The sequence below is a fragment of the Pseudoxanthomonas sp. USHLN014 genome (assembly GCF_037153335.1).
Lineage (GTDB): Bacteria > Pseudomonadota > Gammaproteobacteria > Xanthomonadales > Xanthomonadaceae > Pseudoxanthomonas_A > Pseudoxanthomonas_A winnipegensis.
In genome coordinates this window covers 252,057-275,817 of record NZ_JBBCKO010000003.1, presented here as the reverse complement: position 1 = coordinate 275,817, position 23,761 = coordinate 252,057, and the positions used below count along the sequence as shown (strand labels likewise).

At 70.7% G+C, this 23,761-nt stretch carries 15 protein-coding genes and 1 pseudogene; 8 read left to right on the top strand and 8 right to left on the bottom strand.

Translation table 11 applies throughout. The features are described from left to right. Positions 1 to 333: 333 nt before the first annotated feature. Positions 334 to 2,964, top strand: coding sequence for a PAS-domain containing protein (locus WFQ05_RS08185; RefSeq protein ID WP_337053397.1), 2,631 nt, complete (start codon positions 334 to 336; stop codon positions 2,962 to 2,964). A gap of 219 nt (positions 2,965 to 3,183) precedes the next feature. Here WFQ05_RS08185 and WFQ05_RS08180 read toward each other — a convergent pair whose 3' ends face one another. Then, positions 3,184 to 3,840, bottom strand: a complete 657-nt coding sequence (locus WFQ05_RS08180) for a response regulator transcription factor (protein ID WP_130535965.1) — start codon at positions 3,838 to 3,840, stop codon at positions 3,184 to 3,186. 348 nt (positions 3,841 to 4,188) lie between these two features. Here WFQ05_RS08180 and WFQ05_RS08175 point away from each other — a divergent pair, with 348 nt between their 5' ends. After that, a complete protein-coding gene (locus WFQ05_RS08175; protein WP_337053396.1) occupies positions 4,189 to 6,282 on the top strand; it encodes a phosphoglycerol transferase I in 2,094 nt (697 codons plus the stop codon). Positions 6,283 to 6,288: 6 nt separating this feature from the next. Here the strand turns inward: WFQ05_RS08175 and WFQ05_RS08170 are convergent, their stop codons facing one another. From WFQ05_RS08170 to WFQ05_RS08155, 4 genes are all read right to left on the bottom strand, one after another. Next, a complete protein-coding gene (locus WFQ05_RS08170) occupies positions 6,289 to 7,095 on the bottom strand; it encodes a MipA/OmpV family protein (RefSeq protein WP_337053395.1) in 807 nt (268 codons plus the stop codon). Between the two features lie 201 nt (positions 7,096 to 7,296). Then, a complete protein-coding gene (locus WFQ05_RS08165) occupies positions 7,297 to 8,328 on the bottom strand; it encodes an ABC transporter substrate-binding protein (protein WP_337053567.1) in 1,032 nt (343 codons plus the stop codon). Positions 8,329 to 8,336: 8 nt separating this feature from the next. Continuing rightward, positions 8,337 to 9,713 carry a sensor histidine kinase gene (locus WFQ05_RS08160; RefSeq protein WP_337053394.1) on the bottom strand — a complete coding sequence of 459 codons (1,377 nt, stop codon included), beginning with the start codon at positions 9,711 to 9,713 and terminating at the stop codon, positions 8,337 to 8,339. After that, positions 9,710 to 10,384, bottom strand: coding sequence for a response regulator transcription factor (locus tag WFQ05_RS08155; protein ID WP_130561757.1), 675 nt, complete (start codon positions 10,382 to 10,384; stop codon positions 9,710 to 9,712). The genes WFQ05_RS08160 and WFQ05_RS08155 overlap by 4 nt, the downstream gene beginning before the upstream one ends. Positions 10,385 to 10,560: 176 nt before the next feature. Between WFQ05_RS08155 and WFQ05_RS08150 the strand changes: the two genes are divergently transcribed. From WFQ05_RS08150 to phbB, 3 genes are all read left to right on the top strand, one after another. Continuing rightward, positions 10,561 to 11,757 (top strand): porin, encoded by a 1,197-nt coding sequence (locus WFQ05_RS08150; RefSeq protein WP_337053393.1) that lies wholly within the window; start codon positions 10,561 to 10,563, stop codon positions 11,755 to 11,757. 48 nt (positions 11,758 to 11,805) lie between these two features. Further along, positions 11,806 to 13,137: a CitMHS family transporter gene (locus WFQ05_RS08145; RefSeq protein WP_130521558.1), complete on the top strand. Its 1,332-nt coding sequence runs from the start codon at positions 11,806 to 11,808 to the stop codon at positions 13,135 to 13,137. A gap of 163 nt (positions 13,138 to 13,300) precedes the next feature. Then, positions 13,301 to 14,041 carry an acetoacetyl-CoA reductase gene (gene phbB / locus WFQ05_RS08140; RefSeq protein WP_130521557.1) on the top strand — a complete coding sequence of 247 codons (741 nt, stop codon included), beginning with the start codon at positions 13,301 to 13,303 and terminating at the stop codon, positions 14,039 to 14,041. A 555-nt stretch (positions 14,042 to 14,596) separates the two neighbouring features. Here the strand turns inward: phbB and dcp are convergent. The 3 genes and pseudogenes from dcp to WFQ05_RS08125 all read right to left on the bottom strand — a co-directional run. Continuing rightward, positions 14,597 to 16,756 (bottom strand): peptidyl-dipeptidase Dcp, encoded by a 2,160-nt coding sequence (dcp, locus tag WFQ05_RS08135; protein ID WP_130524665.1) that lies wholly within the window; start codon positions 16,754 to 16,756, stop codon positions 14,597 to 14,599. Between the two features lie 154 nt (positions 16,757 to 16,910). Beyond that, entirely contained in the window at positions 16,911 to 17,864 is a 954-nt protein-coding gene (locus WFQ05_RS08130; RefSeq protein ID WP_228257939.1) for an isoaspartyl peptidase/L-asparaginase, read from the bottom strand. Positions 17,865 to 18,101: 237 nt separating this feature from the next. Then, positions 18,102 to 18,518: pseudogene (locus WFQ05_RS08125) on the bottom strand (cyanophycinase); the annotation flags it as partial. Positions 18,519 to 18,957: 439 nt separating this feature from the next. Here WFQ05_RS08125 and WFQ05_RS08120 point away from each other — a divergent pair. The 3 genes from WFQ05_RS08120 (at position 18,958) to WFQ05_RS08110 (ending at position 23,754) form a co-directional block, all read left to right on the top strand. Then, on the top strand, positions 18,958 to 19,539 hold the full coding sequence (locus WFQ05_RS08120) for an RNA polymerase sigma factor (RefSeq protein WP_337053391.1): 582 nt from the start codon (positions 18,958 to 18,960) through the stop codon (positions 19,537 to 19,539). After that, positions 19,514 to 20,584, top strand: coding sequence for a FecR domain-containing protein (locus WFQ05_RS08115; protein WP_337053390.1), 1,071 nt, complete (start codon positions 19,514 to 19,516; stop codon positions 20,582 to 20,584). The genes WFQ05_RS08120 and WFQ05_RS08115 overlap by 26 nt, the downstream gene beginning before the upstream one ends. 101 nt (positions 20,585 to 20,685) lie before the next feature. Further along, positions 20,686 to 23,754 carry a TonB-dependent receptor gene (locus WFQ05_RS08110; RefSeq protein ID WP_337053388.1) on the top strand — a complete coding sequence of 1,023 codons (3,069 nt, stop codon included), beginning with the start codon at positions 20,686 to 20,688 and terminating at the stop codon, positions 23,752 to 23,754. Positions 23,755 to 23,761 lie beyond the last annotated feature (7 nt).

The following is a 23,761-nucleotide window of genomic DNA, read 5'->3' as shown; positions in this document are numbered from 1 at the left end:
GAGATTGGGAGGGGGTCGCTTTTTTGCGCGGTGGCTGGAGAAGCGAAGCAAAAGCAACCCCTCCCCCTCAGTCGCTAGCCGCGACTTCGAGCTCCCCTTCGCCTTCGGCGAAAGGGAGGGGGCCGTTCTTGCGCTCTGCGGGTCTCTCGCACGTGCCGAAGGAGAGCGGCGCTTCGGGTTCTGCTTTACACGTTTGCTGGCATAAGGGAGCGGCTACCGCTTCCGCTTGGTACGCCGTCATCGCGGCGCGGCGTCGGCGCCTGCGTCGCGGCATGCTCGCCGTGTGCGACCATGCCGCGCCCGTGCCCTGCGCATTGCTTCCATGCCTCAGCCGTGTCCCGCCTCTCCCCACGCCTGATCCGGATCGCCGGCTGGTCGCTGCTGGCCCTGTCGATCGCCAGCACCGCCATCGGCGCGGCGGTGCTGGCGCGCAAGGCCGCGCTGGAGAGCGAGCAGCGGGCGCTGGCCGACCAGCTGCACCTGCGCGCGCAGTCGCTGCAGCGGCTGATCGAGCGCTACCGGGTGATGCCCACCGTGCTGGCGCTGGATCCGGAACTGCGCGCGGCGCTGCAGCAGCCGCAGCAGGCGCGCGATGTGGCCGCGCTCAACCGCAAGCTGGTGGTGGCCAACGGCGCCACGCACGTGTCCACGCTGACCCTGATCGACCGCGACGGCATCGCCGTGGCGGCCAGCAACTGGGACGACCCCAGCAGCAACGTCGGCCAGGACTACGCCTTCCGCCCGTATTTCCGCAACGCGATGCGCGACGGCACCGGCACCTTCTACGGCATCGGCGTCACCACCGGCGTGGCCGGCTACTTCATCTCCGAGGCGATCCGCGATGCGCACGGGCGCCGGCTCGGCGTGATCGCGGTGAAGATCACCCTGGACGCGCTGGAGACCGAGTGGCGCGACAGCCGCGACCTGCTGTTGCTCAGCGACAGCCACGACATCGTGTTCCTGGCCAGCCAGCCGCGCTGGCGTTACAGCGAGCTGCGCCCGCTGACCGAGCGCGACAACGAGGACCTGAATGCCACGCGCCAGTACGCGGGCCAGCCGCTGCATCTGGCCGGCCTGCAGGTGGTGGATACCCTGCCCGGCGGCGACCGCCGCGTGCAGCTGCGCAACCCCAGCGCACGCGGGCTGTGGCTGTGGAAGTCGCTGCCGCTGGACGGGCCCGCCTGGACCCTGCACGCGCTGCGCCGCGATCGCAGCGTCGCCGCGGCCTGGAGCGCGGTCGCGGTGGCGGTGGCGTGCTGGCTGCCGCTGATCCTGCTGGGGCTGTTCGTGCGCCAGCGCGTGCGCCTGGCCGAGCACCGCCGCCGCAGCCGCGAGGAACTCGAACGCATGGTCGCCCACCACGCCGAGGCCCTGCGCTCGGCCCAGGACGGGCTGGTGGATGCCGCGCGCGCGGCGGCCTCGGGCCAGTCCAGCCTGGAACACCTGCCGCAGGGCGTGAGCGTGGTCGATGCGCAGCTGCGCCTGATCGCCTGGAACAGCCGCTATCAGGAGATGTTCCAGTTCCCGGCCGAGATGATGCAGGTGGGCCGGCCGATCGAGGACTTCTTCCGCCACAACGCGCGCAAGGGCTGGCTGGGGCCGGGCCAGGTCGAGGAGGCGATCCAGCGCCGGCTGGACCATCTGCGCAGCGGCGGGGCGCACATGCACGAGCGCGAGCTGCCCAACGGCCGCGTGCTGGAGATCCGCGGCAATCCGATGCCCGACGGCGGCTTCGTCACCAGCTTCGCCGACATCACCACCTACGTGGCCGCCGCGCGCGACCTGCGCACGCTGGCCAGCACGCTGGAGCGGCGCGTGGAGGAGAGCACGGCCGATCTGCGCGCGGCCACCGCGCTGGCGGAGAACGCCAACCGCTACAAGGCGCGCTTCGTCGCCTCGGCCGTGCACGACCTGCTGCAGCCGCTCAACGCCGCGCGCATGTTCCTGGGCGCGCTGCGCGGCAAGCTGCACGGCGAGGAGGAGCGCGACCTCATGCAGCGCGCGCAGACCGCGCTGGCCGCGCAGGACGACCTGCTGGCCTCGATGCTGGAAGTGTCGCGGCTGGAGGCCGGCGTGCTGCAGCCCAAGCTGGAGGACGTGGCGCTGGGCCCGCTGCTGGCCGGGTTGGCCGAGCAGTTCGGCATCCTGGCCCAGGCACAGGGCCTGGTCCTGCACACGGTCGGCACCCGCGCGCGGGTGCGCACCGACCCGACCCTGCTGCGCCGGGTGCTGCAGAACCTGCTGTCCAACGCGCTGCACTACACGCCGCACGGCAAGGTGCTGCTGGGCTGCCGCCGCGTGCCCGGCGCGGTGCGCGTGGAAGTGTGGGACACCGGCGTGGGCATCCCGGAGAACAAGCACGCGGCGATCTTCGAGGAGTTCGCGCGGCTGGACAACGGCCTGCGTCACGACCGCCGCAGCGCCGGGCTGGGCCTGTCGATCGTCGAGCGCACCGCGCGGCTGCTGGAGCATCCGCTGTCGCTGCGCTCCTGGCCCGGACGCGGCAGCGTGTTCGCGATCACCGTGCCGTTGGCGGCGGCGACCCCTCCGGCGGCAGCCGCCCCGCGTGCGCCGGTGCCGGGCGCGCTGGCCGCGCAGCCGCTGCAGGGCACGAGGGTGTGGTGCCTGGATGCCGACGCGCAGGCCTGCGAGGCGCTGATGGCGCTGCTGCGCAGCTGGGGCTGTCAGGTCGCCGGCGGCAGCGCGCCGCAGGCGCTGGAGGCGCTGACCGGCCAGGAGGCGCCGCCCGACCTGGTGCTGATGGATCTGCGCTGGCGCGACGGGCGCGGTGCGGCGGCCGTGGGTACGCTGGAGCCGGTGCCGCCGCTGGTGCTGATCGGCGCGCCGGGCGAGCGCGCCGAGGCGCTCGAGCACGGCCATGGCTTCCTCGCGCGGCCGATCACGCCGGCCGCGCTGCGTGCGGTGCTGACCCAGCGCCTGATGGCGAGTGGGAGGCTGCGCTGAGGCTGAGGCGTTGGTCTTGTCGCAGGGGATGATCAAGCTTTCCCGGTAAAGCCTCATCGCTGCCATTGGCCGAAAAGGCCACAAGGGCGGCACCCTCTGTAGAGCGGAGCTTGCTCCGCTGCGCTTCGTTCGGTTCGTAGGGAAGGCCCCAGCGGAGCAAGCTCCGCTCTACAGGCAGGATGCTGCGAGATTTGAGGACACAGTTGCTCCCACCAGACCCTACAAAGCGTCGTCGGGGCTGGGGACGTCGTCCAGCTCGAGCGAGCGCGCCATGACGGCGGCCTGGGTGCGCGAGCGGCAGCCGAGCTTGGACAGCACGGCGCCGACGTGGATCTTGACCGTGTTCTCGGCCAGCCCCAGCGCGGCGGCGATCTGCTTGTTGAGCAGGCCCTCGGCCACCAGCATCAGCACGCGGAACTGCTGCGGCGTCAGCTGCGCCAGGCGCGCGGCCAGCTGGGCGTCGGCCTCCGAGCGCGCGGCGGTCAGCGGCGGGAACCAGGTGCCGCCCTCGAGCACCGTGGCCACCGCCTCGCCGATGGTTTCCACCTGCGAGGACTTGGGGATGAAGCCGGCCGCGCCGAACTGCTGGGCGCGGCGGATCACGCGCGGATCGTCGTTGGAGGAAATCACCACCACCGGCAGCTCAGGGCGCTCGCCGCGCAGCAGCGCCAGCGCCGACAGGCCGCGCGCGCCGGGCATGGCCAGGTCCAGCAGCACCAGGGCCACGTCCGGATGCTGTTCCAGGGCCACGCCCAGGGTGGAGACGCTGGAGGCCTCGACCGTGGCCACGCCCGGGAAGCGCGAAGCCAGCGCGTGCAGGACCGCGGCGCGGAACAGCGGATGGTCGTCGGCGACGAGCAGGGTCGGTGGCGTCATCCGCACAGTCTAGGACACCGCGGGCGGGCGGCGCTCAGGCCGGCGCCGCGCGCAGATGTCGGATTCGCCATGTGGCTGGGCCTGCGCGCGTGGATTGTTGTGGATTCGTAAAACGCGCCGGACATGCGCAGGCATCCCGTGGACAAATTTTCACCACACCGAAGTTGCTCCCACTTGATGTAATAACGCTTCGCGTCGTTGAGGCCGATGTAAAGAATCCATGAAGCGTCGCCAGCGCGGTCATCGCGATGGACCGCGCTTGTCATGCAACGTTCATGCATCGCTTGTCGACCCGAGAAATTCGTGGCTAGTCTCGGGATGTCGCTTGTACGGAAAGACACCCAACGCATGTCCTCGTTCGTCCTGACCCTTGCCCTGCTGGCGATGGCCTGTCTGTTGTTGATGTCCGGCCGCGGGCGAGTGTGGAAGGCGTGCGTGCTCTCGCTCCTGGGCGTGCTGCTGAGCACGTGGTGGTTCATCGACCGCCTCAGCGGCGATGGCCTCAACGCGGCCACGCTGTATCACCTCAGGGCCGGGATGGAAGGCGCGGGCGTCTCGGATTTCGCCGGCGACATCGCCGCCTATGTCGCGTTGCTGCTGGCCTCGCTGCTGCCGCTGGGTCTGGCGCGCGTGCGGCGCTGGCGCCTGCCCGGCCATGCGCGCGCCACGTCCGCCGCCTTCCTCGCCGCTGCCGCGATCGCCGTCACCGCCAGTCCGCTGCCGCGCGATGGCATGCGCCTGTATCGCCTCGGTCAGCCGGTCGATGGCAGCGTGGTGGCCGGCGAGTACCGCGTCCCGCGCGCACCGCTGCCCACGCGCAAGAACATCGTGTGGATCTATGGCGAGAGCCTGGAGCGCACCTACTTCGATCGGAAGGCCTTCGGGGGGATCACGCCGCACCTGCAGCAGCTGGCCAGCGAAGGGCTGGACTTCCGCAACGTGACCTCGGCCGACGGCGGCGGCTGGACCATCGCCGGCATGGTGTCCTCGCAGTGCGGGGTGCCGCTGACCGCCGCGCCGGGCGATGAGAACAGCTTCGGTCGCATGCACAGCTTCCTGCCCGAGGCGCAGTGCCTGGGCGACTATCTGCGCACGCAGGGCTATCGCAACGATTTCATCGGCGGCGCCGATGGCGCGTTCGCCGGCAAGGGCAGCTTCCTGGCCAGCCATGGCTACGACGATGTGCGCGATCTGGCCTGGTTCCAGCGCCAGGGCATCGATCGCCGCCACTTCTCGGCCTGGGGCGTGCACGACGACGTGCTGCTGGACCAGGTGTGGGACAGGTTCCAGGCACTCTCGCGCGCGGGTCAGCCCTTCATGCTCACCACGCTGACCATGGATACCCATCATCCGGCCGGGCACCTGCCGGTGGCGTGTCAGCGCCAGGGCCAGGACGCGGTGAGCATGCGTGAGGCGATCGCCTGTTCGGACCGATTGATCGGCGAGCTGGTCGCCAGGATCCGCGGCAGCCGCTGGGCCGACAATACGGTGGTGGTGGTCGCCTCCGATCATCTGGCGCTGCCCAACGAACTGGCCGGCACGCTGCGCACGCTGCACCGCGAGAACCTGCTGCTGATGCTGGGCCCGGGCATCGCGCCCAAGCAAGTGGATACGCGTGGCGGCAGCACGCTGGACTCCGGCGCCACGCTGCTGTCGCTGCTGGATCCGGCGCTGGGCGCGATCGGCTTCGGCCGCTCGCTGCTCGACCCGCACGCCAAGCCCAGCGCCAGCGCCGCCTTCGCGCAGGCCGACGGCCGCGACTACCGCCGCTATCTGGCCTATGCCAACCAGCTGTGGACCGGGCGGCAGACGCGCACGCTGCGCGTGGACGACGATCGCCTGGTCGTCGGCGTCCAGGAGCTGCGCCCGCCCGTGCTGCTGGATTACGACAGCAGCTGGAACCTGAAGAACATCACCCTGGAAGACACGCCGCGCCGCTTCCGCAAGGCCAGCCCGGAGAACACGCTGGCCTATGTCGACCGCTGCACCGCCTTCGACAACGACTCACCCGACAGCGGCTGGTGCGCGCTGCTGATCAACAACGCCCGCGATGCGCGGCTGTACCGCAGCGGCGAGCTGGCGCACGGCGTGCGCGTGGACGCGCCGCTGCAGCGCATGGCCGGCGCGCGGCTGGAGCCGCGCCAGCCGGTGATGGTCGGCTCGGCGCTGCGCCAGACCGCGCCCGGCCACTACCAGGTCACGCTGACCACCTCGCACCGGCCCAGCCACGCGTTCTGGATCGAGGCCATGGATGCGCAGGGCAAGGTGCTGGCCCAGCACTGGGCGCTGCCCGATCCTTCCGGCCGCATCGAGATGAGCCTGGACCTGGACCGCGAGGTGGACGACATGCAGATCCGCGCCTGGCTGGGTTCGCCCGACGACATCGGCGTGGACCACGATGTGGCCCTGGTGCCCGCGCCGACGCGCAGCAAGCGCTCGTAACCGCGCTCAGTAGGTGTAGGTGATCGCCCAGACCGCGCCGGGCTCGGTGCGGCGCACCAGCAGCGGGCTGCCCTGCACCTGGCCCCCGTAGCGCGTGGAGGTGAGCTGGGTCGTGGAGGTCCAGTGCGTGTCGAACTTATGTTCCCAGCCCAGGCCCAGCGAACCGGCGTACAGCCCGGCATCGGCCTGGAACGGCGCGAAGTCCGAGCGCGCGGCCTGGGCCTGCGTCACGCCGAACCAGGCCTGGTTGTAATGCGCATCGCCCCACCAGGCATCTACGTCCACGGCCAGGCCGTCGTGCGCGGTCTGGAACAGCCCCAGCTCGGTGCCCAGGTGGAACTGGGTGCGCGGCGCGGACTGGCGCAAGGTGCGCTCGGCCTCGGCGCTGACCGACAGCCAGGGCGTGAACTGCGCCTCCAGCATGGTGTGCGAGGTGAAGGCGTCGGGCACCTGGCCCATGCCGGCCAGGCGCGTGCTGCCGGAGCGCCAGCGGCTGTCGTGATCCACGCGGCCGAAGTCGTAGGCCACCGACTGCGACAGGGTGAACACCGGCCCGAGCTGGAACTGCAGGCCGGCGCCGTGTTCCTGATCGGCGAACAGCACGCCGTGCTGCAGCGAGAACACCGGCATGGGCGCGAAGCGACTGCCGCCGCCTCCCGGATAGCGCGACTCGAGTTGGGCGGCCATGCCGATCACCTGCTCGTTGTCGCTGGTCGGCTGGGTGACGGTCGCGTCCTGCGCCTTGGCAGGCGGGATCGCCAGCGTGCCCAGGGCGGGCACCGCCAGCAGGAGAGGAATCAAGCGCACATGCATGGTCTAAGGTCCTAGGCGGCCCGGCCTCGCCGGCGGCCTCCCGCCGGGCGAGGCGTGGGTCGGCGCGGCACGAATCCGCTGGCGAGCCCAGGCCCATCGGTAACCATTTTCTGGCAGAAAATGTCGGGACGATGTCGTACTTGCCGGAGCCGGAACGGTTCCGTTCATGCCCCGCGCGTCCGCTGCGGCGCGCGATCGGCCTCAAGGCGCCTGCGGCTGGACCAGCGCGTGCCAGTTCTCCAGGAACTGGCGGCGCTTGAGCGTATCCAGGTACACCAGCAGGCCGGGCCCCAGCGCGATCGGCCGCAGCGCCTCGCCGGCCGGCAGCACCGAGCCCAGGCGCGCCTGCTCGGTCAGCACGCGCTGGCCGCGCGGCGAGAGCAGATAGTCCAGGAAGGACTGCGCCTGCGCGGGGTGCTGCGCCGTGCGCGGGATCACCGCGGTGCGCAGCGCCAGCAGCGTGTAGTCCTCCGGCTGCACCAGACCCAGCGGCGCGCCGGCGTCGATGCGCGCCTGCGCGTAGGAGCCCAGCACGTTGTAGGCCAGCAGCAGCTGGCCGCGCGCGACCCGGTCCAGCAACGGGCCGGTCCGCTCCTCCAGCTGCACCGCGTTGCGGCCCAGCGCGGCCAGCAGCGCGGTGGACACGCTGCCGCGCTGCGCGTCCTGGGTCGCGAACAGATAGCCCACGCCGCTGCGCGCGATGTCGTAGGTGCCCACCCGGCCGCGCAGCGGCGCGTCCGGATCGCGTAGCAGGTCCAGCAGCTGGCGGCGCGTGCGCGGCACCTGGTCCGGCTTGAGCAGGCGCGTGTTGTAGACGATGGCCACCGGCTCGGTGCTGACGGCGAAGACCTCGTGCCGCCACTGCGCCCAGTCGGGCAGCGCCTCGGTCTGCGGCGAGCGATAGGCCAGCGCGTGGCCGTCGTTGGCCAGCTTGGTCTGCAGGTCCATGCTGGCGCTGATCATCAGATCCGGGCCGTGCGCGTCGTTCGGGGCGCGCAGGTAGCGCGCGTACATCTCCCAGGAGACCACTTCCTCGTACAGCACCTCGACGTCCGGATGCAAGCGCTGGTAGTCGGCGATGACGCTGGCGAACACCGGCAGATCGGTCGAGCCCTGCACGCGCAGCTGCGCCCCGGCCTTGCCGGAGGGCGCGGGGAAGCGGCGTGCCTTGTCCGACTGCGCCCAGGCCAGGGGCACCACGCACAGCAGCAGCAGCACGGCGAACAGACGCATCGGGCGCATCAGGCGATCCTCGGCAGGCGCAGGGTCACCACCAGCCCGCCCTCGGGCCGGTTGGACAGGTCGATGTGCGCGCCATGGCTGTCGGCCACGCGCTTAACGATGGCCAGGCCCAGGCCGGCGCCGCCCTGTGCGGCCTGCGCGCCGCGGGCGAAGCGCGCGAACACGGTGTTGGCCTCGGCCGCCGGGATGCCCGGCCCGTGGTCGGCGATGGTCACCACGCACTGCGCCGGCTCCACGCTCAGCGCGATCTCCAGCGGCCCTTGCGCGCCGCCGTGCTTGAGCGCGTTGTCTATCAGGTTCTTCAACGCCTCGCGCAGCAGCAGCGCATCGCCGCGCACATGCGCCGGCGCCGGATCCATCTCCAGCACCAGCGTCGGCTGCGGGCCGACCGCCGGCAGCGCGTCGTGCAAGGCCTGGCGCAGCGCCTCGGCCAGGTCGCAGCGCGTGAAGTCCTGCAGGTTGGAGCGGTGCAGCACGCTGGCATCGCTGAGCAGTTGGTTGAGCAGGCGGCTCATGTGGGTCGCGTTGCGCTCCACCGCGACCAGGCTGCGGCGCATGTCGGCCGGGTCGTCCTCGTCCAGGCCCAGCTGCGCCTGCGCGCGCAGCGCGGCCAGCGGCGTGCGCATCTGGTGCGCGGCCTCGGCCATGAAGGCGCGCAGGTTCTCGTTGCTGGCCTGCAGGCGCTGCATGAAGCGGTTGAGCGCGCCGACCATCTGCTGCATCTCCTGCGGCGCGCCCTCGGGCAGCGGGCGCAGGTCGGAGGGCTCGCGCCGCGACAGGTCGCCCTCCAGCCGTGCCAGCGGACGCAGCGCGCGCTGCACGCCCAGCCAGACCAGCGCGGCGCTGAGCAGCGAGAGCAGCGCCAGCGCGGCCAGCGCGCGCAGCACCAGCTCGCCGGCCAGCGCCTCGCGCGCGCGGCGGGTGTGGCCCACCTCCACCAGCACCTGCGCCTGCGCGGCCGGCGTGGTGATGCGCCGGGCCACCGCCGCCACGCGCACCGGCTCGCCGCTGTAGCGCGTGTCGAACAGCACCGGCTGCCCATCGCGCGGCGGCCGGCTTGGCATCGGCAGGTCGCCGTAGCCGGTGATGGTGCGGCCGCTGCCGTCGAGCACGCGGTAGAAGACGCGGTCCTCCGGCGCCATCGACAGCATGTCCAGCGCCGCGTACGGCAGATCCACCTGCCACTGGCCATCGGCCAGGGCGACGCTGTCCAGGATCGACAGCGCCGAGGACACCAGCAGATGGTCGTAGGACTGGTTGGCCGCACGGTTGCCATAGGCGCGTGCGGCGAAGAACAGCACGGCGATGGCCAGCGCCGACAGCGCGCCCAGGTACAGCAGCAGCGTGCGCCGCAGCGAGGGCGCGGCGCGGCTCATGGCGCGGCGGCCTCGGCCTTGTAACCCACGCCGCGCACGGTGGTGATGCGCAGCGGGCCGTGTTCGCCCAGCTTGCGGCGCAGGCGGCCGATGTACAGCTCGATGGCGTTGGGCCCGGCCTCGTCGTCGAAGCCGAACAGGCCCTTGGCGATCTCGTCCTTGCTCACCACCTGCTCCAGCCGGCCCAGCAGGATCTCCAGCAGGCGGAACTCGCGGTTGGGCAGCTCCAGCGCCACGCCATCCACGTGCACCGTGTGCGCGGCGGCGTCGAACACCAGCGTGCCCACCTGCACCGCGGCGGTGGCCTGGCCGCGGCTGCGCCGCAGCAGCACCCGGCAGCGCGCCTCGAACTCGCGGAAGTCGAACGGCTTGGCCAGGTAGTCGTCGGCGCCCACGTCCAGTGCGTGCACGCGGTCCTCGATGCCGTCGCGCGCGGTGAGCATCAGCACCGGCGTGGCGTCGCCGCGCTCGCGCAGCTCGCCCAGCACGGTCAGGCCGTCCATGCGCGGCAGGCCGATATCCAGCACTACCAGGTCGAAGGCCTGGTAGCGCAGCACGCTGGCCGCGCCCAGGCCGTCGCGCTGCCAGTCCACCGCGTGGCCGCTGCGCCGCATGCGTCGCACGATGGCGTCGGCCAGGTCCTCGTTGTCTTCGACCAGCAGCAGGCGCATCGGCACGGCCAGCACGGCATGGGGCGCCGCAGGATTCCATCTGCGCGCGGCCGCGTCCATCCCACCTTTGCTGCGCCGCAGCGACAGGACCATGACAGCTTGCGGCCCCTAGCCTGCCTCGCAACCTCGGCGCCCGGGCTCGATCCGCGGCGGCCGGTCCGAACCTGGGAGGGTCCGTGTCCACCACCACCAACACCATCGCCGCGCTGGCCGCGGTCCTGGGCGCCTGCGTCGCCGCACCGGCCCTGGCCGCGGACGAGGACACGCGCCCGATCACCGCCGAACTGGGCGGCCGCCTGCACTGGGACTTCGCCGTGTTCGACAACGACGAGCGCGGCGCGCCCAACCGCAACGACACCCAGTTCCGCCGGGTCTGGCTGGATGTCTCCGGGCGCTTCTACGGCTTCACCTACAAGGCCGAGGTCGATCTGGCCGGCCTGCAGGATGCGCCGGGCAGCGCCGGCATCGTCGCGCGCGATGTGTACATCGCCAAAGCGTTCGACGCCGGCACGCTGACGGTGGGCCAGTTCAAGCAGTACTTCAGCCTGGACGATCGCACCGGCTCCAACTACGGCGCGTTCCTGGAGCGCGGCATGGGCCCCAGCACGCTGGCACCGATCTATCGCAAGGCGGTGTCCTGGCAGGCCACCCTGCCGCATGGCACCTGGGCGGCGAGCGCCTACAGTCTGGAGAGCATCGACAACAGCGCGACCAAGGGCGCGGCGGTCGGCGGGCGCGCCACCTGGCTGCCGCTGGATGCGGGCAGCACGCTGCGGCACCTGGGCCTGTCGCTGGCGCACGAGGCCTACGACCATCCGGGCACGCGCCGGGCCGCGGCGCTGGTGCTGCGACCACGCCCAGCCAACGACCTGGCCGACAACAGCCGCCTGACCCTGGCGCGCTTCGACGCCGGCCGCGACACCGACGTGGACAAGTGGTCGCTGGAATACGCCGAGGTCCACGGCCCGCTCTCCTGGCAGGGCGAATACAGCGGCGCGGTGCTGGACGACGGCGCGCAACAGGCGCAGGTGCAGGCCGCCTACGGCTTCGTCAGCTGGTTCGTCACCGGCGAGTCGCGCGGCTACGACCGCAAGACCGGGCGCTTCTCGCGCATCAAGGCCATGCGCCACCGCACCGGCGCGCTGGAATTGGCGCTGCGCTACGACCGCATGTGGGGCCGGCAGCATCCCGACGGCATGGCCGACACGATCGATGCCTCGATGCGGGCGGTGACGCTGGGCGCCAACTGGTACTTCCAGCCCAACCTGCGGGTGATGTTCGACGTGATCGACAGCCGCAACCGCGACCACCGCACCGGCACCACGCTGGACCACACCCTGGCCTACACCGGACGCTTCCAGTACGACTTCTGATCCCCCGCCGCACCGCCGGTGCGGCCTTCAACCCTTGAGGAAACGCGAATGCTGACGCTGCTCGGCTTCGGGATGGTCATCGCCTTCATGTACCTGATCATGTCCAAGCGGCTCTCGCCGCTGGTGGCGCTGATCACGGTGCCGATCGTGTTCGCGCTGCTGGGCGGCTTCGGCGGCGGCATCAACGAGATGATGCTGGAAGGCATCAAGAAGATCGCGCCGACCGGCGTGATGCTGATGTTCGCCATCCTCTATTTCGGCGTGATGATCGATGCGGGGCTGTTCGACCCGTTGGTCGGACGCATCCTGCGCCTGGTCAAGGGCGATCCGCTGAAGATCGTGATGGGCACGGCGATCCTGGCGATGCTGATCTCGCTGGACGGCGACGGCTCGACCACCTACATGATCACCGCCTCGGCCATGCTGCCGCTGTACCACCGGCTGGGCATGAACGCGCTGCGCATGACCTGCGTGACCATGCTCGCCAGCGGCGTGATGAACCTCACCCCGTGGGGCGGGCCGACCGCGCGCGCGGCTACCGCGCTGCACGTGGACCCGGCCGATGTGTTCGTGCCGCTGGTGCCGGCGATGGTGATCGCGCTGCTCAGCATCCTGGCGCTGGCGTGGTGGCTGGGCCTGCAGGAGCGCCGCCGCCTGGGCGTGATCCAGCTGCCGCCGGGCCAGGACTGGATGGATGCCTCGGTGGCCGAGGATGGCAGCGACGCCCTGCCCACGGTCGAGGATGTCGAGCACATCAAGCGGCCCAAGCTGCTGTGGGTCAACTTCGCCCTGACCTGCGCGCTGATGGCGGCGCTGGTGGTGGGCGTGCTGCCGATGCCGGTGCTGTTCATGATCGGCTTCGCCATCGCGCTGGTGATCAACTACCCGGACCTGGCCGAGCAGCGCCGCCGCCTGGTCAACCACGCCGGCAACGTGCTGTCGGTGGTGTCGCTGATCTTCGCCGCCGGCATCTTCACCGGCATCCTGTCCAACACCGGCATGGTCGAGGCGATGTCGCGCAGTTTCCTGGCGGTGATCCCCGATGCCTGCGGCCCGTATCTGGCGGTGATCACCGCGCTGGCCAGCATGCCCTTCACCTTCTTCATGTCCAACGACGCCTTCTACTTCGGCGTGCTGCCGATCCTGTCGCAGGCCGCGGGCGAATACGGCATCACGCCGGTGGAGATGGCGCGCGCCTCGCTGGCCGGCCAGCCGGTGCATCTGCTCAGCCCGCTGGTGCCTTCGACCTACCTGCTGGTGGGCCTGGCCAAGGTGGAGTTCGCCGACCACCAGAAGTTCACCCTCAAGTGGGCGGTGCTGGTCTCGCTGGTGCTGATGGCGGCGGGGTTGGTGTTTGGGTTGTTTCCGTTGGTGGCTTGAGTGGGGGGATTCGGGAATCGGGAATCGGGAATCGGGAATCGGGAATCGGGAATCGGGAATCGGAAAAGCAAACACCGCTGACGCTTCGCAGGCCACGCTCGCTCTTCACGGGGCCCGGTTCCCGGGTTCCGACACCTCTTCGAATACTTCCAAGGTCCATCCAATGACACTTCGCATCGCTTACGTCACCAGCGGCATGGGCAGCCTCGGCACGGCCATCTGCCAGAAGCTGGCCCATAGCGGCCACACCGTGGTGGTCGGCTGCGGGCCCGATTCGCCGCGCAAGGCCGGCTGGCTGCGCGAGCAGCGCGCGCTGGGCTTCGACTTCATCGTCTCGGAGGGCAATGCGGCCGACTGGGACTCGACCGTGGCCGCCTTCGACCAGGTGCGCTCGGAGGTCGGCGAGATCGACGTGCTGGTCAACAACGCCGGCGGTCACCGCGATCAGCTGTTCCGGCAGATGCAGCGCGCGGACTGGCAGGCGGTGATCAACGGCAACCTCAACGCGCTGTTCAACGTCACCAAGCAGGTGATCGACGGCATGACCACGCGCGGCTGGGGACGCATCGTCAACATCGGCTCGGTCAGCGCGCACCGCGGGCAGATCGGGCAGGTCAACTACGCCACGGCCAAGGCGGCGATGGGCGGCTTCACCCGCGCGCTGGCGCAGGAAGTGGCCACGCGCGGGGTGACGGTCAACACGCTCTCGCCCGGTTACATCGCCAGCGCGGCGATCAGCGGCTTCCCGCCCGACATGCTGGAGCGCCTGGCCTCCAGCGTGCCGGTGCGTCGCCTGGGCCAGCCGGCCGAAGTCGCCGGCCTGTGCGCCTGGCTGGTCTCCGACGAGGCCGCCTACGTCACCGGCGCCGACTACGCCGTCAACGGCGGCCTGCACATGGACTGAGCGCGACCCCTGCTCGGTGGGGGCAACTGTCTTCTCAAATCTCGCAGCGGCTCTGCCTGTTGAGCGGAGCTTGCTCCGCTGGGGCATCCCCACGAACCGAACGAAGAGCAGCGGAGCAAGCTCCGCTCTACAGGGGGGAGCCGCCGTGGCGGCGATGGAGACTTCCCGGTAAAGCCTCGTCGCCGCCATGGCGGCTGCCACAGGGTTTGCGAGGACTGTGCGCACGGCCTGGCCCTTGCTGTGCCATGCCCTGTCGGGTCGAGGCTCTGCGGCCAACAGGTCAGGATTTCTTTCGAGCCGAAGTCATGAGACATGAAGCGCGCCGCAGCGGGCCGGCGGGCAGTGGCCGCGACGAGCGAGGCAGGAGGCCGAGCGCCCGACTCAGGGCAGGATGCCCTGACCGAGGGAAAAGCGGACGCCGCCCGCCGGACCGCTGCCCCTTTCGAAGTCGCAGCGCCCACGCACTGCAATCCCTATAGCGACAAGAACAAAAAAAGGACGGCCAGAAGCCGTCCTTTTTGATATCTCCCGCCGAACTCGGCGGAAAAACCCGCCTCACTTCAGCCCGCGATTCTCCAGCAGCGGCGCGACGCTGGGATCCTTGCCGCGGAAGTCGCGGTAAAGCGTGGCCAGGTCGACGGTGTTGCCGCGCGAGAGGATCTTGTCGCGGAAGATGTCGCCGTTCTTGCGGCTCAGCCCGCCATGCTCCTTGAACCACTCGAACGCATCGTCGTCCAGCACCTCGGCCCAGAAGTAAGCGTAGTAGCCAGCCGAATAGCCGCCGCCCCAGATATGGTCGAAGTAGGTGGTGCGGTAGCGCGGCGGCACTTCGGCCAGATCGACCTTGTACTTCTTCAGCGAATCGGCCTCGAACTTGTCCACGTCCTGCAGCGGCGCGTCGGCCGGCAGGGTGTGCCAGGACAGGTCCAGCAGCGCCGCCGACAGGTACTCGGTGGTGGCATAGCCCTGGTTGAAGGTGCGCGACTTCTTGATCTTCTCCACCAGATCGGCCGGCATCGCCTCGCCGGTCTGGTAGTGCTTGGCGTAGTGCGCGAACACCTTCGGATCGGAGGCCCAGTGCTCGTTGAACTGCGAGGGGAACTCGACGAAGTCGCGCGAGGTGGCGGTGCCCGCCAGGGTCGGATACTTCACGTTGGAGAACATGCCGTGCAGCGCATGGCCGAACTCATGGAACATCGTGGTGACGTCGTCGAAGCTCAGCAGCGCCGGCTGGCCCGGCGCCGGCTTGGTGAAGTTGCAGACGTTGTAGACCACCGGCTTGGTGCCGCTCAGCCCGTTCTGGCCGACGAACTCGTCCATCCAGGCGCCGCCGGACTTGCTGTCGCGCTTGAAATAGTCGGTGTAGAACAGCGCCAGCGACTTGCCGTCCTGGTCGAACACCTCGTAGACCTTCATCCCGTCGTGATAGGTCGGGATGTCGGTGCGCTCCTTGAAGGTGATGCCGTAGAGCTGGGTGGCGGCGTAGAACACGCCGTTCTTGAGCACGTTGTCCAGCTCGAAGTACGGCTTGATCTGCGCCTCGTCCAGGTCGTACTTGGCCTTGCGCACCTGCTCGGCGTAGAAGTCCCAGTCGGCGGCGGTGAGCTTGAAACCGCCCTGCTGCGCGTCGATCACCTTCTGCATCTCGGCCGCCTCGCTGCGCGCCTTGGCGGTGGCGGCGGGCACGGTGTCGGTGAGCAGCTTCAGCGCGGCATCCGGCGTCTTGGCCATCTGGTCGCTGAGGCTGTAGGCCGCATAGCTGTCGAAGCCGAGCAGCTTGGCCTTCTGCGCGCGCAGCTGGGCCAGGCGCTGCACGGTCTGGCGGGTGTCGTTGGCGTCGCCCTTCTCGGCGCGCGTCTGCGAGGCGCTCATCACCTGCAGGCGCAGGTCGCGATCCTTCAGCGAGGCCAGCACCGGCTGCTGAGTGGTGTTCTGCAGGGCCAGCAGGTACTTGCCGTCGAGCTTGCGCGCGGCCGCGTCCTGCGCGGCCGAGGCGATGTCGCCGTCGGACAGGCCGTCCAGCTTGGCCTTGTCGTCCACCACCACCGCGCCGGCGGCGGCGGCCGCGACCAGCTTGGTGTGGAACTGCGTGGCCAGGGTGGTCTCTTCGATGTTGAGCTTGCGCAGGGTGGCCTTGTCGGCGTCGGACAGCTGCGCGCCGGCGCGCACGAACTCCTGGTACTGGTACTCGACCAGGCGCTTCTGCTCCGGGTCCAGGTTCAAGGTGTCGCGCTGGTCGTAGAGGCTCTTGATGCGCGCGAACAGCTTCGGATCCAGGTTGATCTCGTCCTGGTGCGCGGCCAGCTTGGGCGCGATCTCTTCCTGGATCTTCTGACGCGCATCGTTGGTATCGGCCTGGACCAGGCCGAAGAAGATGCGCGAGACACGGGTCAGGGTCTCGCCGCTGCGCTCCATCGCCTCCAGGGTGTTGGCGAAGGTGGCCGGCTCCGGGTTGTCGGCGATCTTGCGGATCTCGGCCAGGTGCTGCTGCATGCCTTCCTCAAAGGCCGGCAGGTAGTCGCTGTCCTGGATCTTGTCGAAGGGCGGCGCCTGGAAGGGCAGCGTGCTGGCGCTCAGCAGCGGGTTGGCGCGCTGCGGTGCGGCGTCGGCGGCCGGGGTGGACGCGGCGGGTTTCACGGCATCGGCCTCCGTTTGTGCGTGGCAGGCGGCCAGCGCCAGGCTGATGGCGGTGGCAAGAGCGAGGGTGCGGGTCATGCGGGATCCAGCCATTGCGGAAGAGCGCGCACGCTACCCGATCTGCCGGTCGCTGGCACGTGCCGGACGCTGGCCGATTGGGCCAAAGGTCAGCGTCAGGACGCATCGGCGCCCGGGCCCGGCCTGCCCGGTCCGGGCGCAGGGCCAGCCACGCCTAAGGCGCCGCCTGGCCGGCCGGCAGCGGCAGCGCGTCGTCCTTGTAGATGGCCACGTGCGGCACACCGTCGGCGCCGATCCAGCCGCGGTACATGCCCTCGGTATTGAACGGGAAGGCGACCACGCCATCGGCGGCCAGCCCGATCGCGCCGCCGTCGCCGCCGGCGGCCGGGATCTCCCGGTTGATCACCGTCTGCGCCGCGCGCACCAGCGACTGGCCGGCGTACTTCATCCGCGCGCAGATGTCGTAGGCGGCCACCGCGCGGATGTAGAACTCGCCCCAGCCGGTGCCGGACACGGCGCACTGCGCGTTGGCATAGGTGCCGGCGCCGATGATCGGCGAATCGCCGACCCGGCCGTAGCGCTTGTCGGTCATGCCGCCGGTGGAGGTGCCGGCCGCCAGCCGCCCGGCGCCGTCCAGCGCCAGCGCGCCGACGGTGCCGAAGTGCCTGGCCGTGGCCAGGTCCTCGTGGGCCAGGCCCAGGCGGTCTTCCTTCAGCGCCTGCTGCAGCTGCTGCCAGCGCTTCTCGGTGCGGAAGTACGACGGATCGACCAGCGTGATGCCTTGCTCGCGGGCGAAGACCTCGGCGCCATCGCCGACCATCATCACGTGCTGGGAGTGGTCCATGACCGCCTTGGCGAGCAGGATCGGATTCTTGACCCGGTGCACACCGGCGATCGCGCCGGCCTTGCCGCTGGCGCCGTCCATGATCGCCGCGTCCAGCTCGTTCCTGCCGTCGTGGGTGAACACCGCGCCCTTGCCGGCGTTGAACTGCGGCGAGTCCTCCAGCACGGTGATGGCCGCGGCCACCGCTTCCGGCGCCGGCTTGCCCTGGGTCAGTAGCGCATGGCCGGCCTGCAGCGCGGCGGTCATCGCCGCACGCGCCTCGGCCTCGTCGGCCGGCGTCATGCCCTTGCGCTCCACGCCGGCCCCGCCGTGGATCACCAGCATCGGCGCATCCAGCAGGACCAGCACGCCGTCGCGCACCGCGTAGCGGCGCTGGAAGACCGGCGCGTCCACCGTGCCGGCCGGCAGGTGCAGCACCGAGCCGGCGCCCACGCCCAGCGTGCGCACCTGCGCCAGCCGCATCGGGCTGTCCTCGGCCTGGCGCTCGGTGAAGCCGCCCTGCACCACCGTCGCGCCCGCGCCGGGCGCGGTGGCGTACACGCGGGCGCTGCCATCGCCTTCCACGGCCACCGCCGCGCTCTCGTCCACGCCCAGGCCGATCAGCGGATGCCCAGCCAGGGTCTCGGCCTTGGCCACGAAGCCGATCAGCCGGCCCAGCCGGTTACGTTCGCTGAAGTGCGTGTCGGTGATCACGCCCTTGAGCGCGGCCAGGTGCAGGAAGCCGGTCTCGATGGTGTTCTCCGGCCCCAGCGGATCGGCCAACGCGCGCGGGCTGGTCTGGCTGCCGCCGTCCATGGCGCCGTACAGATACTCGCCCTGCATGGCCAGGCCGGCGCTGGTGCCGCCAAGCGGCTTGCCCGCGGCCACGTGCGCATCCAGCGCGTCAGCCACCGGCGTGTCCTTCCAGAAGCGCACGTAGCGCGACTGGTCGCCGCCGGCGATGAAGATGCCGTCGGCCCGCTTCAAGGCCTGCAGCATCTTCGGGTCGTAGGCCGCCTGGCGGTCGTGGAAGACGAAGGTCTCCACCGACACCGGGCCGCCGACCTCGCGATAGAACTCCTCGCCCACCTCGCCGGCCTGCGAGGCACGCAGCACCACCAGGTGGCCGTTGCCGGCTTTGGCGAAGAACCAGCGCAGGGCATCGTGGTTGCGGTCGCCGCCGCCCATCAGCAGCAGGCCCGGCTGGACCTTGCCCGGTGTGGCGGCCCTGGCGTCGCCCAGCAGGTAGTGGTCCAGCGAGGCCGGCGCGGCCATCGCCACACCCGACCACAGCAGCGCGGCCAGCAGCGGCCAGGACTTGCGCGAAACGGACGGCATGGGCAGGGGTTCCTTTGGAGGGCGACAGCCATGCAGGACGAACGAGCAGCGCCAATCCCCCCGTGGGCAACAGCGCGTCGGCTCGGCTATGGTGCAGGCCATGCGCACCGCCCTGGACGACTGGTTCATCCGCGAGATCCTGGTCCACGAGGCGTCGCTGAGCGCGTATCTGCGCCGCAGCTGGTCGCGGCCCGACGAGGTCCACGACCTGCGCCAGGAGATCTACGTGCGCGTCTACGAGGCCGCCGGCAAGGCGCTGCCGACCGCGCCCAAGTCCTTCCTGTTCGCCACCGCCCGCCACCTGATGACCGACCGGCTGCGCCGCGGGCGGGTGGTGTCGATCGAGGCAGTGGGTGATCTGGACGCCTTGCACGTCTTGGTGGATGAGGCCTGTCCCGAGCGCGTGTGCGGCGGACGGCAGGTGCTCAGGCGGCTGGCCGAGGCGTTCGACCGGCTGCCGGACCGCTGCCGGGAAGTGGTGTGGCTGCGGCGGGTGGAGGAACTGTCGCAGAAGGAGGCGGCCATGCGCATGGGCATCAGCGAGAAGACCGTGGAGAAGCACCTGGCCAAGGGCATGCGCCTGCTGGCCGGGGCCTATCACGACGGCGGCCCGGCGCGCCCCGCCGCCACCGCATCGCAACCGACCGGACACCGGCATGTCGACGGACAGCGCCAGGATTGAGTCGCGCGCGGCCGCGTGGCTGGCGCGGCGCGACTGCGGGGACTGGGACACCCAGGCACAGGACGCGCTGGAAGCCTGGCTGGCGCAGGCCACCGCGCACCGCATCGCCTTCCTGCGGCTGGAGGCGGCCTGGGAGCAGAGCGGGCGCCTGGCCGCGCTCGGCGCCGGGATGGCGCCGGGCACGGTGCCGCCGCGCGGCGCCTGGTCGTCCCCGCCGGCACCGCCCACCGCGCCCGCCGCGCCCCCCGGCCCGGGCGCCGACCTGTCCCAGGTGGTCTTCACCCCGCGCCCCGCGCGCTCCCGCCGCCGCTGGCCTGCCCTGCTCGCCGGCGCGGCCGTGCTGCTGCTCGCCCTGGGCGTGGCCGGCGCCGGCTGGAGGCACTACGCGGTCACCGAAAGCGCGAGTTACGCCAGCGCGCTGGGCCAGCTGCAGCCGGTAGCGCTGTCCGACGGCTCGCGCGCCACGCTCAGCAGCGACAGCCTGATCGAGGTCGCGCTATCGGCCGCGCGCCGGCGCATCGCACTGAAACGCGGCGAGGCCTACTTCGAGGTGGCCAAGGACGCCGACCGGCCGTTCGTGGTCGAGGCCGGCGAGCGCCGCGCGGTGGCGGTGGGCACGCGCTTCTCGGTACGCCGCGACGGCGCCACCACCCGCGTGGTCGTCACCGAAGGCACGGTGCGGCTGGAATCGGACGACCACGGCGACCGCCCCGCCCCGACCACGCTGCTGCCGGCCGGCAGCATCGCCATCGCCGGCCCGGACGGGGTGCTGGTGCGCAGCGTGCCGCTGGCCGAGGCCGAGGCCGCGCTGGACTGGCGCGGCGGCCTGCTGAGCTTCCGCGACACCGCCTTGGGCGAGGCGGTGGCCGAGTTCAATCGCTACAACGCGCACAAGCTGGTGGTGGCCGACGCCCGCGCCGCCGCGCTGCGGGTGTCGGGCACCTTCCAGTGGGACAACGCCGACGGCTTCGTGCGCCTGCTCGAACGCGGCTTCCCCGTGCACGCCGAACGCCGCCCCGGGACGGTGCTGCTGCACAGCCGCTGAGCGCGCCGCGCGTCGATCGCGTGGGGGGAGTGGCGGACTTGTTCGTCCTGAGCCTTGCATGGGCGCGCCCCCCGCACGCCCGCCACTCTGGGGAGAGTCGAATGCATTCCAAGCTGCGAACGCTGCTGTTGAGCGCTGCCTGTGCGGCGGCCCTGTCCGCCCAGGCCCAGGCCGCCAGCCAACTGGACATCCCGGCCGGCAGCCTGGATGTCGCCCTGCAGGCGCTCTCGCGCCAGACCGGCGCGCAGCTGCTCTACCGCCCCGAGCAGCTGGCCGGCCTGCAGACCCGCGGCGTGCGTGGCGAGCTGAGCCCGGCGCAGGCCGCCGAGCGCCTGCTCGAAGGCAGCGGCCTGGTCGCCCGGCGCGACGCCTCCGGCGCCCTGCTGATCGCCCGCCAGGACGCGACCCCGCGGCCTGTGCCCGGCGCGCGCCCGAAGCCCGCGCCCGCGCCGCAGGCCGACAGCGACGCCCCGACCGACCTGGAGCGCCTGCAGGTCACCGGCTCGCGCATCCCGCGCGCTCAGGTCGAGGGTCCTGCGCCGATCACCACCATCACCGCCGAGGACATCAAGGCCAAGGGCTTCACCACCGTGCCCGACGTGCTGCGCGCGATCACCCAGAACGGCGGCGAGACCCAGAGCCAGCAGTCGGCCAACGGCGCGGACTTCTCGCCCGGCGCCCAGCAGGTGGACCTGCGCGGGCTGGGGCCCAACCACACCCTGGTGCTGGTCAACGGCCGCCGCATCGCCGACTTCCCGCTGCCGTTCAAGGGCCGCAGCAACTTCACCGACATCTCCAACATCCCGCTGGGGATGATCGAGCGCATCGAGATCCTCAGCGGCAGCGCCTCGGCGGTGTACGGCTCGGACGCGATCTCCGGCGTGGTCAACTTCATCCTGAAGAAGCACGCCGACGGCACCACCTTGGACTACCGCTTCGGCACCACCAGCCGCGGCGATGCCGACTCGTTCGACCTGAGCATCTCCAGCGGCTTGGAGCGCGGCGCCTTCAGCGCGGTGTACGGACTGGAGTACACCGGACAGAACCCGCTGTGGGCCTATCAGCGCGGCATCCAGGACTCCTCGCAGGATTCCCCCGTGGCCAGCGGCCGGATCGCGCGCCGCGGCTTCCTGCGGACCGACTATTACGACACCTACCTCGACCCGGGCCGGGACACCTGCGAGGCGCTGGCCCGCTTCAACGGCAACTCCACCTACTACGCCTCGCGCCCGCGTTACGGCGACTACGATCCCGCGCTGGACGACTACGGCCCCGGCTACTACTGCGGCAGCGACAAGGCGATCGGCTACGGCACCATCATCAGCAAGCGCGAGGGGCTCAACGCCTACGGCAGCTTCAACTACGACTTCGGCGACGGGCTGCGCTGGTTCGCCGACGTGCAGGCCGGCTACCACACCATCGACCTGTTCCGGGACGTGCGCAGCTGGTCCTACCAGCAGCCCAACGGGCAGAAGGACGGCTACTTCTACAACCAGGCCACCGAGCAGGTGGAGTACTGGCAGCGCCAGTTCACGCCCGAGGAAATGGGCGGGCTGAACACCGGCACGGTCCGCAACCGGCAGAAGACCTTCAGCCTCACCACCGGCCTGGCCGGCCGCTTTGGTCAGGCCTGGGACTGGGAGGCCTCGCTGTCGCATTCGCAGTACTCGCTGGCGGTGAGCTGGCCGCAGATCGTCGCCTCCAAGGCCAACGACCTGTTCCTGGGGCCGATGCTGGGCATCGACGAGGACTCGGGCTATCCCATCTACGACGCCGATCCGGCGCGCCTGTACACCCCGCTGACCCGCGCCGAATACGACGGCATCTTCGCGCGCTCCACCTACCACCCCGAGTCGCGCAACGACACGCTGGCCTTCACCCTGACCAACACCGAGCTGTTCGGCCTGCCCGGCGGACCGGCCGGGCTGTCGGCCACCGCCGAGCTCGGCAGCCAGGGCTACGACCTCAAGCCCGATCCGCTGGCCACGCAGGACTACTACTACAGCTGGAAGGACTCCGACGGCCACGGCAGCCGCAACCGCTGGGCGGTGGCCAGCGAACTGCGCCTGCCGCTGCTGGAGCGCCTCAACCTGAGCCTGGCCGGGCGCTTCGACCAGTACCGCTTCGCCGGCCGCAGCATCGACAAGCCGACCTGGAGCGCGGGCGTGGAATGGCGCCCGATCGATGCGCTGCTGCTGCGCGGCTCCTATGGCACCGCCTTCCGCGCGCCGGATCTGCACTACCTGTTCGCTCAGGAAGGCGAGGACGAGACCTCCGGCGTGGACTACTACCGCTGCGACACCGAGGAGGCGGGCACGCCGTACGAGGACTGCAGCTACGGCGACGAGGGCATCGTGCGCACGCGCGTGGGCAACCGCGACCTCAAGCCGGAGACCAGCACCGCGTGGACCGCCGGCCTGGTGTTCTCGCCCACGCCAAGCTTCGACATCTCGCTGGACTGGTTCGACATCGACATGCGCGACCAGGTGCAGGACCTGCGCGTGGACGTGGTCCTGCGCAACGAGCGCGACTGCCTCACCGGCGCGGTCCCGCTCAGCTCGGGTACCTGCGTGGACGCGCTCGCGCGCGTCACCCGGCTGGCGGACGGCAAGCTCTACGGCGTGTCCGTCGAACCGATCAACATCGCCCGCGAACGCACCTCCGGCGCAGACCTGGCCGCGCACTGGAAGCTGGACACCGGCCTGGGCCTGTTCACGCTAGGCCTGGACTACACCTGGGTGCACCGCCACGACATCCAGGTCTATGCCGGCGATCCGATGGTGGACGAGTTCGCCATCAACAGCGGCTACGACATCCCGCGCACCAAGACCAGCGCCAGCCTGGGCTGGAGCAAGGCCGCCTGGTCGGCCACGGTGTACGGCCAGCGCCTGGGCAAGCTGCCCAACTATGCCTCCTACGACCAGGACTTCGACGAGGACTCGGGCCAGAGCCCCTGGGTCGAGGCGACCTGGCGCTACAACCTGTCGCTGTCGCGGCAATTCGGCGACCGCGCGCGCCTGTCGCTGACGGTCAACAACGTGCTGGACAAGATGCCGCCCAAGGACGCCAGCTACACCGCCTATCCGTACTACGACGTGTCCTGGTTCGATTCGCTGGGGCGCAGCCTGTATCTGGACTTCACCTACAAGTTCGGCGGCAAGGCCTTGTGAGAACCGC